The organism is Nocardioides sp. (assembly GCF_035703625.1).
Taxonomy (GTDB): domain Bacteria; phylum Actinomycetota; class Actinomycetes; order Propionibacteriales; family Nocardioidaceae; genus Nocardioides.
This window is the reverse complement of sequence record NZ_DASSXS010000162.1, coordinates 1-12,273: the sequence shown is the minus strand read 5'-3', so window position 1 is coordinate 12,273 and position 12,273 is coordinate 1. Positions and strand designations below refer to the sequence as shown.

General features: G+C 72.8%; 11 protein-coding genes. 5 read left to right on the top strand and 6 right to left on the bottom strand.

The features are described 5' to 3' along the window. Nucleotides 1–298 (top strand): penicillin-binding transpeptidase domain-containing protein (locus tag VFN12_RS08075; protein WP_325118127.1); only part of this gene is annotated, 298 nt, incomplete at its 5' end. Nucleotides 299–404: 106 nt separating this feature from the next. Here VFN12_RS08075 and VFN12_RS08070 read toward each other — a convergent pair. Next, a complete protein-coding gene (locus tag VFN12_RS08070; protein ID WP_325118126.1) occupies nt 405–2,498 on the bottom strand; it encodes an elongation factor G in 2,094 nt (697 codons plus the stop codon). Nucleotides 2,499–2,740: 242 nt separating this feature from the next. Here VFN12_RS08070 and VFN12_RS08065 point away from each other — a divergent pair, with 242 nt between their 5' ends. Together VFN12_RS08065 and VFN12_RS08060 are read left to right on the top strand one after the other, a co-directional pair. Then, a complete protein-coding gene (locus tag VFN12_RS08065; protein ID WP_325118125.1) occupies nt 2,741–4,228 on the top strand; it encodes an NAD-dependent succinate-semialdehyde dehydrogenase in 1,488 nt (495 codons plus the stop codon). Further along, the gene (locus tag VFN12_RS08060) at nt 4,228–5,241 is read left to right on the top strand and encodes a DUF2332 domain-containing protein (protein WP_325118124.1); all 1,014 of its coding nucleotides are present in this window, start codon (nt 4,228–4,230) and stop codon (nt 5,239–5,241) included. The genes VFN12_RS08065 and VFN12_RS08060 overlap by 1 nt, the downstream gene beginning before the upstream one ends. Before the next feature lie 7 nt (nt 5,242–5,248). Here the strand turns inward: VFN12_RS08060 and VFN12_RS08055 are convergent, their stop codons facing one another. The 5 genes from VFN12_RS08055 to VFN12_RS08035 all read right to left on the bottom strand — a co-directional run bounded on the left by VFN12_RS08055 (nt 5,249) and on the right by VFN12_RS08035 (nt 10,176). Then, on the bottom strand, nt 5,249–6,133 hold the full coding sequence (locus VFN12_RS08055; RefSeq protein ID WP_325118123.1) for a helix-turn-helix transcriptional regulator: 885 nt from the start codon (nt 6,131–6,133) through the stop codon (nt 5,249–5,251). Between the two features lie 161 nt (nt 6,134–6,294). Further along, nucleotides 6,295–6,855 carry a TIGR03086 family metal-binding protein gene (locus tag VFN12_RS08050; protein ID WP_325118122.1) on the bottom strand — a complete coding sequence of 187 codons (561 nt, stop codon included), beginning with the start codon at nt 6,853–6,855 and terminating at the stop codon, nt 6,295–6,297. Next, nucleotides 6,852–7,841 carry a sigma-70 family RNA polymerase sigma factor gene (locus VFN12_RS08045; protein WP_325118121.1) on the bottom strand — a complete coding sequence of 330 codons (990 nt, stop codon included), beginning with the start codon at nt 7,839–7,841 and terminating at the stop codon, nt 6,852–6,854. The genes VFN12_RS08050 and VFN12_RS08045 overlap by 4 nt, the downstream gene beginning before the upstream one ends. 188 nt (nt 7,842–8,029) lie before the next feature. Then, complete coding sequence (locus tag VFN12_RS08040) at nt 8,030–9,580, bottom strand: glycerol-3-phosphate dehydrogenase/oxidase (RefSeq protein ID WP_325118120.1); 1,551 nt, start codon at nt 9,578–9,580, stop codon at nt 8,030–8,032. After that, entirely contained in the window at nt 9,577–10,176 is a 600-nt protein-coding gene (locus VFN12_RS08035) for a TetR/AcrR family transcriptional regulator (RefSeq protein WP_325118119.1), read from the bottom strand. The genes VFN12_RS08040 and VFN12_RS08035 overlap by 4 nt, the downstream gene beginning before the upstream one ends. Before the next feature lie 17 nt (nt 10,177–10,193). On the opposite strand from VFN12_RS08035, the gene VFN12_RS08030 reads away from it, so the two are divergent. Both VFN12_RS08030 and VFN12_RS08025 read left to right on the top strand, forming a co-directional pair. Continuing rightward, nucleotides 10,194–11,771 (top strand): FAD-binding oxidoreductase, encoded by a 1,578-nt coding sequence (locus tag VFN12_RS08030; protein WP_325118118.1) that lies wholly within the window; start codon nt 10,194–10,196, stop codon nt 11,769–11,771. Then, nucleotides 11,768–12,273: diacylglycerol/lipid kinase family protein (locus VFN12_RS08025; protein ID WP_325118117.1), on the top strand; the 506-nt coding region annotated here is incomplete at its 3' end. The genes VFN12_RS08030 and VFN12_RS08025, both read left to right, overlap by 4 nt.

Sequence of the window (12,273 nt, the reverse complement as noted above, 5' to 3'; positions counted from 1 at the left end):
CGACCGGGCCGACGTACCGAAGCTGGCGGGCGGTGAGGCCTCGCAGCTCCGCGCGATGCTGCGCGGCGTCGTCACCTCCGGCAGCGGCAGCCTGCTCGCCGACGTACCCGGGCCTCCGGTGATCGCCAAGACCGGCACGGCAGAGTTCGAGCGCGACGGGCGGCTGCTCACCCACGCCTGGATGATCGCCGCCCAGGGCGACCTGGCCGTGGCGGTGTTCGTCGACGAGGGCGCGTCGGGCTCCGGTACGGCGGGCCCGATCCTCGAGTCCTTCCTCCGCTCCGCCCGTTCACGTTGAGTCGGGGATAAACGTCCCTCGAGTCGGGGCTACACGTCCCTTGAGTCGGGGATTTCTGCCCATCTGGGGACGGCAATCCCCAACTCAACGAGCGGGAATCCCCAACTCAACGAGTGTCGCGGGGGGTGACCTTGGCGGCCACGTCCTCGGGCATCGGCTCGTAGTGCGCGAAGGTGCGGGTGAAGGTGCCCGAGCCGTGGGTGGAGGAGCGCAGGTCGACGGAGTAGCGGACCAGCTCGGTCTGCGGCACCTCGGCCTTGACCAGGGTGCGGTCGTCGCCGACCTTGTCGGTGCCGAGGACGCGAGCGCGCCGGGAGGCGAGGTCGCTCATCACCGTGCCGACGTGGTCGTCGGGGATGATCACGTCGACGGTGTCGTAGGGCTCCAGCATGGTGACCGTCGTCGAGGCGGCAGCCTCGCGCAGCGCCAGCGACCCGGCCATCTGGAACGCCATGTCGGAGGAGTCCACGCTGTGGGCCTTGCCGTCGGTGAGGGTGACCCGGAGGTCCACGACGGGGTACCCGTTGCGAACGCCTCGCGCCATCTGGGCGAGGATCCCCTTCTCGACGCTCGGGATGAACTGACGAGGCACCGACCCGCCGACCACCTTGTCGACGAACTCGAACCCCGCCCCCTCGGGAAGCGGTTCGACCTCGATGTGGCAGACCGCGAACTGTCCGTGCCCGCCGGACTGCTTCACGTGCCGACCGAGCGCCTTGGCCGGGGCGGCGAAGGTCTCGCGCAGGGAGATGACGAACGGCGTCTGGTCGACGTTGACCGAGTAGCGGCTGGACAGGCGCTCGAGCACCACGTCGGCATGCGCCTCGCCCATGCACCAGAGGACCAGCTGGTGGGTCTCGGGGTTGTTCTCCACGCGGATCGACGGATCCTCCGCGGCCACGCGGCTCAGGGCCTGGGAGAGCTTGTCCTCGTCGGCCTTGCTCTGCGCCACGATCGCGACCGGGAGCAGCGGCTCCGGCAGGGACCACGGCATCAGCACCCGCGGGTCGTCGACAGAGGAGAGGGTGTCGCCGGTCTCGGCCCGGGTGAGCCGGGCGATGGCGCCGAGGTCGCCGGCCACCACCTGGCTCGCCGGAACCTGCGACTTGCCGAACGGGTAGGTCAGGCCGCCGACCCGCTCGTCCTCGTCGTGGTCCTCGTGGCCGGAGCCCTCGCCGAAGAAGGAGGAGAAGTGCCCCGAGACGTGTACGGCGTCGTCGGGGCGCAGTGTTCCGGAGAAGACCCGGACCAGGCTGAGCCTCCCCACGTAGGGGTCGCTCGCCGTCTTGACCACCTCGGCCACGAGCGGGCCGTCGGGATCGCAGGTGATCGGCTCGGACGCGGCGCCGGCCGGGGTGAACACGGAGGGCGGAGGGTGCTCCGACGGGGACGGGAAGGCACGCGTGGCGAGGTTCAGCAGCTCCGTGCACCCTACCCCGGTGACCGAGCAGACCGGCACCACCGGGAAGAACGTCGCGTGCGCGACCGCACGCTCGAGGTCGGCGACGAGGACCTTCTCGTCGATCTCCTCGCCACCGAGGTAGCGGTCCATGAGGGTCTCGTCCTCGGACTCCTCGATGATGCCCTCGATCAGCGTCCCGCGGAGGTCGTGGTCGTTGGGCGCGAGGAGCCCGGTCAGGGACACGACCTCGGATCCCTCGCGGTTCGGGAGGTAGAGCGGCATCACCTTGTCGCCGAAGGTCGACTGCGCCTGGGCCAGCACCCCGTCGTAGTCGGCCCGGGCCTGGTCGAGCTTGGTGATGATCACGGCGCGGGGCATGCCGACGTCGGCGCACTCGCGCCACAGCGAGCGGGTGGCGTCGTCGACCCCCTCGTTGGCGGCGATGACGAACAGGGCACAGTCGGCGGCGCGGAGCCCGGCGCGCAGCTCGCCCACGAAGTCGGCGTACCCGGGAGTGTCGATGAGGTTGACCTTGATGCCGTCGTGGACGAGCGGCGCCAGCGCCAGGGAGCTCGAGCGCTGGTGGGCCTGCTCGGACTCCTCGAAGTCGGTGACGGTGGTCCCGTCCCGCACCGAGCCGGCGCGGGGGATGGCTCCTGCGGCGGCGAGCAGCGTCTCGACCAGTGTGGTCTTGCCGGAGCCTCCGGGGCCGACCAGGACGACGTTCCTGATCCGGTCCGGGCTGCCCGCCTCGAGATCCTGCCCGGCTGGTCTCCGGGTGCCACCTTTGTCTGCCATCGAGCCACCTCCACGTCGAAGGCAACTCCTGTTGGCGCCGTCGCACAAGGGGTATCGGCAAAGTGGCCGGAGGAGGGCCGGAAGGACCCGGGGAGCAAGGAGGCCCCCCGCCGCATGGGGTCAGCGGGGGGTCCCTGTCGACATTCGACTTGCTCCCTCCGAAGTCGACGCCCACATGATCCCACCGCACGGTCCACCTGTCTGCAGTTTTCCCGAGGCTTTGCGAGTGTCAGAGTGAGGGCATGAACACCAGCCAGCACCAGCGGACCGAGCCCACCGACCTGCCCCTGCTCGGGGCCGGTCAGCTCCGTCTCTACATCGACGGCGAGTGGCGGGAAGCCAATGACGGGGCATGCTTCGACGTGCACGACCCGGCTGATGGATCCGTGGTCGCCGAGGTCGCCGACGGGTCGCCCCTCGACGCCATGGACGCCCTCGACGCGGCGGTGGCCGCGCAGCACGACTGGGCCCGGACCCCACCTCGTGACCGCGGCGAGATCCTGCGCCGCGCCTTCGAGCTGCTCACCTCGCGGGCCGACGACTTCGCACGCCTGATGTCCCTCGAGATGGGCAAGCCCCTCGCCGAGGCCAAGGGCGAGGTCGCCTATGGCTCGGAGTTCTTCCGCTGGTTCGCCGAGGAGGCGGTCCGGATCCACGGTCGCTGGATGCACGCCCCGAACGGCGCCAGCCGGCTGCTGACGCTGAAGAAGCCGGTCGGGCCGTGCCTGTTCATCACGCCGTGGAACTTTCCGCTCGCGATGGGCACCCGCAAGATCGGGCCGGCCGTGGCCGCGGGTTGCACGATGGTGATCAAGCCCGCGGCGGAGACGCCGCTGTCGATGCTCGCTCTCGCCGCCGTGATGGAGGAGGCGGGCCTGCCGAAGGGTGTCCTCAACGTCGTCACCACCCAGCACTCCGGTGAGGTCGGGTCCGCGCTGATGGCTGACGACCGGCTGCGCAAGGTGAGCTTCACCGGCTCGACCGAGGTCGGGAAGGTCCTGGTCCGGCAGTCCGCCGACGAGCTGCAGCGGGTCTCGATGGAGCTGGGCGGCAACGCTCCGTTCCTGGTCTTCGAGGACGCCGACGTCGACGCCGCCGTCGACGGCGCGATGATCGCCAAGATGCGCAACATGGGCGAGGCGTGCACCTCGGCCAACCGGTTCCTGGTCCACGAGTCCGTGGCCGACGAGTTCGGCAAGAAGCTGGGCGACCGGATGGCGGCCCTCACGGTCGGCCGCGGCCAGGACGACGGCGTCGACGTCGGGCCGCTGATCAACCCCGACGCCGTCGAGTCCGTGGGTGGTCTGGTCACCGACGCGGTGCACGAGGGCGCCACGCTCGTCGTCGGCGGCACGCCGGTCGACGGGCCCGGCTACTTCTACCCGCCGACCGTCCTCGTCGGCGTCCCGGCCGAGGCCCGGATCAACAGCGAGGAGATCTTCGGGCCGGTCGCGCCGATCACCACCTTCACCGACGAGGACGAGGCGGTGGCGCAGGCCAACAGCACCGAGTACGGGCTGGTGTCCTACGCCTACACGCGCGACCTGGGGCGCACGATCCGGCTCTCGGAGTCGCTCGACTTCGGCATGGTGGGCATCAACACCGGGCTGGTGTCCAACCCCGCGGCGCCGTTTGGCGGGGTGAAGGCGAGCGGGTTCGGGCGCGAAGGCGGCTTCGAGGGGATCGAGGAGTACCTCGACACGACCTACGTCTCCCTGCCGGCGGGCTGATGGAGCCGTATGCGCCGGTCGCCGAGCAGTACGCCGACTTCGCGCGCTGGTCCCGTGACGAGTCGCCCTGTTTCTCGCAGTGGGCTGCCGGGGTGGCGGAGGATCCCGACGTGCTCGCGCTGCTGTCGCAGCTGCCGCAGGTCAAGCAGCAGCCGAACCTGGTCTTCGCCGCCGCGCGCTGGCACGGCGTCCCGGCGCCGGGCCCCTACTCCGGGCTGCGCGACGCGCTGATCGGGGACGACGGCACCATCCGGGCAACGGTCCTCAGCCGCTCGACCCAGACCAACGAGGTCGGCCGGCTGGCCACCCTGACCCCGGCGTTCGCCGCGATCGCGGGCGGAGCGCCCCTCGCGCTGATCGAGGTCGGGGCGAGCGCCGGGCTGTGCCTCTACCCGGACCGGTACACCTACGCGTGGTCCACCGAGGCCGGACCCGTGACCTCGGGGCAGGGCCCCCGGCTGGAGTGCGAAGTGGCCGGCGGGTTCCCGCAGCGGATGAGCGTCCCCCGTGTGGAGTGGCGCGCCGGCATCGACCTGAACCCGCTCTCGGTGACCGACGACGACGCGATGGCCTGGCTGGCCAACCTCGTCTGGCCCGAGCAGGACGACCGCCGCGAGCGGCTGCGCGTGGCCGTCGAGGTGGCCCGCGCCGACCCCCCGGCCCTGGTGGCAGGCGATCTCCTGACCGAGCTCCCTGCACTGGTCGAACGGGCGGCCGGCCAGATCGGGCCGGCGGGACGGGTCGTGGTGTTCCACAGCGCGGTGATCGCCTACCTCGAGACCGACGACCGGGTGCGGTTCCACGAGATGATGACCGACCTGGTGGAGCGGCGCCGGTGTCACTGGGTCAGCAACGAAGGTCCCCGGGTGCTCCCGCAGGTCAGCGCCTCCGGGCCGAGCGAACCCGACGGGCAGGCGAGCTTCGCGATGGGAGTGGACGGCCAGCTGGTGGCGTGGACGCACGGGCACGGCCGGTCGATGACCTGGCTCGCCCCGTCCGTAGATGCGGCCTGAACGTTGCCTAGACGGCCAGGCCCATGGTGTCGGCCAGTCCGGTGCGGCCGGGGATCTTGAGCTTCCGGTAGACGTTCGACAGGTGCCACTCGACGGCCTTCACCGTGACCGCCAGCTCGGCGGCGATCTCCCGGTTGGTCATGCCGGCGGCCGCCAGTCGGGCGGTGGTCTGCTCGGTGACGGTGAGACTGGCCAGCGTCTCGCTGAGGATCCGGCGGGGCTCCTCGCCGATCCGCTCGAGGATCGCGCGGATCCGGCTCTGCAGCGGGAACAGGTCCTCGCGGCCGGCGTACGCCTCCGCGCAGCGGAGCAGGCTGATGGCCTCCGAGGTTGCTGACGCGCTCCCCTCGAGCGTGAGCAGGACGGCGAGGTCGGTGTCGACCTGCGCGGCGAGGCGACGAGCCTCCAGGTCCATCAGCATCGCCCGCGCCTCGCGCAGCAGCCGCAGCCGGGCGCCGTCGGCATTGGTGGTCGCGGCGGTGCGCAGCGCATGGGCGACGGTGTACGGCGCCCCGCACTCCCGCGCCAGGGAGAGGTGCTCGCGAGCGAGCTGGTCTGCCTCGCGCGGTCGGTGCAGCCGGGTGAGCGCGAGGGCCTCGCCCGCACGCCACGGCACCAGATCGGGGTCGTCGAGATCGGCGCCGAGGTGCTCGCTGGACTCGGCGTAGCGCAGCGAGGCGAGCTCGGCGTTGCCCTGGGCGGAGGCGATCTCGCCCAGGGTGTAGGCGGCCAGGGCTCCGGGCAGCCCGTCGTAGGACGTGTAGGCCCGGACGATCTCGCCCGTCGACACCGCGCGAGCGAGGTCCCCGCGGGCAAGGTGGCACTCGGCCAGGGCCGCGGCATGGCGGACCGTGGGGAGCGCTCTGGCGCTCACGGGGCGGGCGCTCAGCATGTGCAACGCCTCGGTGATCTTTCCTGCCCGAACCAGGTCAGACCCCGAAGGGAGCTGTCTGGGCGCCGCCGGGTCTGGGGACTCGACGAGCATGGCGCAAGGCTAGGAACGGAGCGTGACGAAAACGTAACGAACGCCGATGATTTTGCCTTGGCGGCCGGTCAGCCCCGTCTGTCGGCCCGCCCCAGGAAGGCCAGGAGCCGGCCTCCCGGGCCCGCTCCCGGAGGCTCCGGGAGGGCGGTGGCGAACCTGCTTCCCCGGTCGTCGTCGGACACCACCTGCCGGGCCACGCCGAGCAGGTCGCGGGCGAGCTCGTCCGGGATTCTGGTCCTCGCGCCGGTCGCCTGGGCGACGTCCCAGCCGTGGACCGTGATCTCCAGGCAGGCGGTCGCGACGAGCAGCTCGGTGGCGAGGTCGACCCCGCCGACCCGCACCCCGGGTGGGCCCTCCCTGCTCCAGAGTCCGAGCAGGCCGCACGCCTTCTGCTGCAGCGCCAGCACGGGCGGGACCGCCCGGGACGGGGTGAGCTCCACCTTCCCGCCGGCCGCCTCGGTGAAGGCGTCCAGGGAGTCGTCCATGTGGGCCAGCAGGTCGCGCAGCCGCCAGTCGCGGCACGGGGTCCGGGCCCCGAGCCCGGCGTCGCCGACCCCGACCAGCGCCATCCGGGTGAAGGCCAGGGAACGATCCAGCAGCTCGACGGCGCTTGCGAGCGCCGTGGTCACGATGCCGTCGGGTGCGCGTGATCGGCGGGCAGGCGGTCCGGCAACCCGAAGCGGCGGAACAGGTTGGTGTCGAAGAAGGCCGCGACGTGCCGGACGCGGTCGCCCTCGATGTCGAGGACCTGCAGGTGGAACGGCTCGAAGTCGCCGTCCCCGGTCCGCATGTAGAGCCCGAAGGCAGGCTGGCCGTTGGCCGTGGTCGCCACCATCGGCATGTCGTGCACCCCGCCCGGGCACTGGGTGTCGATGAGGTTGCCGATGTTCTCCGCGCCGACGTACCACCCGAGGAACGGCGGCATCTCCCAGACCGCCTCGCGGGTGAGCATTCCGACGATCGCGTCGATGTCCTTGCGCCAGAAGGCCTCGACGTAGCGCTCCAGCAGGGCATGCTGCTCGGGAGTCAGGTCGGGCTCGACGCTCTCCTCGCTGAGACCGCGGTCGGCGAGCTGGGCGTGCGCCCGCTGGAGTGCGGAGTTGACCGCGACGCTGGTGGTGTCGAGCGCCTCGGCGACCTCGGCGGCCGACCAGCGAAGGACGTCACGCAGGATCAGCACCGCTCGCTGCCGGGCCGGCAGGTGCTGCAGCGCGGCGACGAAGGCGAGCCGGATGGAGTCTCGCTCGGCCACCACCACCGCGGCGTCGGGGACCGGCTCCAGCCACGGGATCTCGGGGTCCGACTCGAGGGCGTCGCCGGCCAACTGGTCGGGGGTCCCGAGCCCGGCCGGCAGGGGCCGCCGGGGGCGGCCCTCGAGGTTGGTGAGGCACACGTTGGTCGCGATCCGGTAGAGCCAGGTGCGCACCGACGACCGGCCCTGGAAGTCGGCCGAGGCCTTCCACGCCCGCAGGAAGGTCTCCTGCACGAGGTCCTCCGCCTCGTGGAAGCTGCCGCTCATCCGGTAGCAGTGGGCCAGGAGCTCGCGCTCGTAGCGGTGGGTGAGCCCCTCGAAGTCGTCGAGCTCGGTCGTCGTGGTCATGGTCGCCGTCCTCATGGGTCGCTCTCCTCGCCCCAACCTGGGTTGGTCCAGTCTGCCGTCAGTTGTAGACCGGCGTCGACGGGCAGACTCATCGCTGACCCCCGGTCAGCGCGCCGGGTCACCGCGCGACCGGGTCACCGCCACTGGGTCACCGCGACTGGTCACCGCGACTGGGTCACCGCGACCGGGTCACCGCGACTGGGTCACCGCGACTGGGCGTGTGCGGCCAGGGCGAGGGCCCGCTCGGCCGCCGAGCGCGCGAGGTCGGCATCCTCGCGGACCAGGCCGATGCGCGTACGCCGCTCCAGCAGGTCCGCGACGTCGGCGGCACCCTCGTGGGTGATCCCGAAGAGCAGCTCGGCGAGCGTGGCCGGGATGTGCTCGGCGATGGGGGCGAGCAGCTCGTCGTCGGGCAGGCCGCTGACCTCGCGGGCGCTCGCCAGCACCAGCTCGGCGTCGGTGCCGTAGCGCCGCACCAGCCGCGGCGGGAGCTCGAGGGCGGCCAGGCGGTCCCGCGGGGCGGCTCCGGCGAGGGGGAGCGTCCGGGTCCGGCAGGGTCCGGCGTCGATCCCCGCCTCGCCGAGCGCGGCGTCGAGCGTGTCCTCCGCCATCCGGCGGTACGTCGTCAGCTTCCCCCCGACGATCGTGACCACCCCTGAGGCCGAGGTCAGGACCGCGTGCCGACGGGAGAGGTCGGCGGTGGACCCGTCACCGGTGTCGAGCAGCGGCCGGAGGCCGGCGTACGTCCCGACCACGTCGTCGCGCCGGATGTCGCGGGCGAAGGCGGCGGAGACCACGTCGAGCAGGAAGCCGATCTCCGGCTCGGAGGCCGTCGGCACGTCGGGGATCTCGCCGTCCACGGGCTCGTCGGTGAGGCCGACGTAGATCGTGCCGTCGGGCTGGGGCAGCACCAGGGCGAAGCGGTTCGACTCGCCGGGCACGGGCGGCGCGACCGCCACCCGCAGGCCGGGGAGGGTGCCGGCGCGCAGCACGAGGTGGGTGCCGCGACTGGGGCGGAGCGAGACCTCGTCGACCAGGTCGCCGGCCCAGACGCCCGTGGCGTTGACGACGGTCCTCGCGGTGACCGTCGTCGTGGAGCCGGTGGTCTCGTCGCGCAGCTCGACCGCCGTCCCGGTCGCCGAGAGGACGCGCGCCCGCGTCCGGACGTGGGCGCCGTAGGTCGCCGCGGTGCGGGCGATCGTGGTGACCAGCCGCGCGTCGTCCTCCAGCTGGCCGTCCCAGGAGAGCAGCCCGCCACGCAGCCCGCCGGGCCGGAGGCCGGGGGCCAGGGCGAGGGCCTCGGTCGCGGAGACGCGGCGGGGCCGGGGGAGGGTCTCCCGGTCGGTGCGGGCGCCGCGGCGGAGCAGGTCGCCCGCGGCCAGCGCTGCCCGCGTGATCAGGGCCTGGTAGGTGCTGACGCTGGAGCTGAGCGGCACCAGCATCGGCATCGCGTGGCTCAGGTGGGGGGCGGTGACCTCCATCAGGATCCCCCGCTCGACGGCACTCTCGTGGGCCACGCCCACCTGCCCGTGGGCGAGGTAGCGCAGGCCGCCGTGCACCAGCTTGGACGACCACCGGGAGGTCCCGAACGCGAGGTCGTGGGCGTCGACCGCGAGCACCGACAGCCCCCGGGTGACCGCGTCGAGCGCGACGCCGGCCCCGGTCACCCCGAGCCCGACCACCACCACGTCGACATCGTCGGGCGCCCCGGCCAGCCCGGGGGTGATGGGAGTCGTGCCGCGGCCCCCGGTCACGGCGCCAGCGCCCGGGTGAGTACGGCGACCAGCTCGTCGTCCAGCGCCTGCTCCGACACCGTGTCGTCGACCATGGTGTGCGCCGACAGCACGAATCCGTGGGTCGCCAGGACCAGCCCGCGGGCGATCGCGACCGGATCGCCGGCCCGGACGTCACCGGTCTTCTGGCCGGCCCGGACCCACTCCTCGACCAGCGCCAGGACCGCGTCCTGGGACCGCCCCCGGCGCGAGAGCAGGTAGGGAAGCAGCAGCTCGGGGTCGAGCTCGACGATCCGGACGAACAGCTCGTTGTCGCGCAGGGCGCGGACCCCGCCGGTGAGTGCGGTGACCAGCCGCTCGGCCGGCGATCCTGCCGACTCGGGACCGTCGACGATGGCGGCCACGACATTGCCCCACTCGCGGGTCATCAGGTCGCCGAGCAGCTGGGGCATGTCGGACCAGGTCCGGTAGATGGTCATCCGGGAGACCCCGGCGCGACGGGCGACCTCGGTCAGCGTCGTCCGCCGCCAGCCGACGTCGAGGATGCACGCGCGGGCGGCGTCGAGGTAGGCACCTTCCCGTTCGTCGAGATCCGAAGTGTGACGAAGTGACGGCATGTGTCACACTGTAACGCATGTCAGTCGACAGCCACGAGATGCACCCGAGCCGCTGGGGCGACCCGGCCGCCGCCGGGCCACTGCCCGACTCCGCCCGCGGACTCATCGAGCTCGCCTTCGGGCTCGACGACCGTCCCGCGGTCGAGCACCCCAGCGTTCCGCCCGGCCGGCTGGACCCCCGGCTGCTCGACGGCCTCCGCGACCTGATCGGCGCCGAGCACGTCCTCACCGACGACGAGACCCGGCGGCTCCGCACGCGCGGCAAGTCCACCCCCGACCTGCTGCGCGCCCGGGCCGGCGAGCTCGACGACGCCCCGGACGCCGTGGTCCGCCCGGGTGACCACGACGACGTGGCGGCAGTCCTGGCCTTCGCGGTCGAGCACGACCTGGCGGTGGTGCCGTTCGGCGGAGGCACCTGCGTCACGGGTGGTCTGGCCGCCACCCGCGAGGGGTACGCCGGCGTCCTCTCCCTCGACCTGGTCCGGATGAAGCGCCTGCTCGACGTCGACGAGGTCTCGATGACCGCGACCCTCGAGCCCGGCCTGCGCGGTCCCGAGGCCGAGGCGCTGCTCGCTGAGCACGGCCTGATGCTGGGCCACTTCCCGCAGTCGTTCGAGTACGCCTCCATCGGTGGCTTCGCCGCCACCCGTTCCAGCGGCCAGTCCAGCGCCGGCTACGGGCGCTTCGACTCCATGGTGGTCCGGCTGACCGCGGCCACGCCCACGGGACGGCTGGACCTCGGCGCCGCCCCCGCGAGCGCGGCCGGCCCGGACCTGCGGCAGCTGCTCCTGGGCTCCGAGGGCGTGTTCGGCGTGATCACCGCCGTGACCGTCCGGGTCCGCCACCTCCCCGAGACCACGGTCTACGACGGGTGGCGCTGGCCGTCGTTCGCCGAGGGTGCCGCGGCGATGCGCACCCTCGCGCAGGCCGGTCTGCTCCCGACGGTGATCCGGCTCTCCGACGAGGCCGAGACCGCGATCAACCTCGCGCGGCCCGACGAGATCGGCTCCGAGGGAGCGGCCGGCTGCCTGATGATCGCCGGCCACGAGGGGCCGCCCGCCGCGGTCGCGGCCCGCCGGTCGGCGATCGGCGCCGTCCTGGCCGGACTCGGCGGGACCGACCTGGGGGAGGAGCCCGGCCGGTCCTGGGTCGAGGGCCGCTTCCGGGCGCCGTACCTCCGCGACTCGATGCTCGATGTCGGCGTGCTCGTCGAGACCCTCGAGACGGCGACGTGGTGGTCGAACCTCGACCGGCTCTACACCGGGGTCAAGGCGGCGCTGGAGCAGGAGCTCGGTGAGGGGACGATCGTCCTCTGCCACATCTCGCACGTCTACGAGACCGGCTGCTCGCTCTACTTCACCGTCGCCGCCAAGGAGGGCGAGGATCCGCTCGCCCAGTGGGATGCGGCCAAGACGGCGGCGAGCGAGGCCATCGCGGCGGCCGGCGCCACGATCACCCACCACCACGCGATCGGGACCGACCACAAGCGGTGGTACGGCCAGGAGATCGGTGACCGGGGCGTGGCCATCCTGCGGGCGGTCAAGGCCGAGCTCGACCCGACGGGGATCCTCAACCCGGGAGTGCTCATCCCATGACGTCACCCCAGGTGACCCGCAACTTCACCTTCCTGGTCAACCCGGCCTCCGGCGGCGGCGCCGCACCCCAGGCGGTCGTGCCCGTGGCCCGGCTGCTGCGCGAGGCCGGCGCCCGGGTCGAGGTGACCTACTCGCCGGGCCCGCACGCGATGCGGGACCTCCTCGACGGCGCGGTCTCCCGCGGTGACGTGGTGGTGTCCGTGGGCGGCGACGGCATGCTGTCCTCGCTGGCCGGTCCGGTCGCCCGTTCCGGCGGGATCCTCGCGGTGCTCCCGGCCGGTCGGGGCAACGACTTCGCCCGGATGCTCGGGCTGCCCGACGATCCGGCCGGCCAGGCAGAGCTGCTCCTGACCGGCAGCGTGCGTCGCGTCGACCTGCTCTCCCTCGCCCTGCCCGGGGCAGCGCCGCGCTCGGTCGCCGGCTCGGTGTACGCCGGCGTCGACGCGCGTGCCGCCGAGATCGTCGACCGCGCCCGGCTGCCGAAGTCGCTGCAGTACCCCTA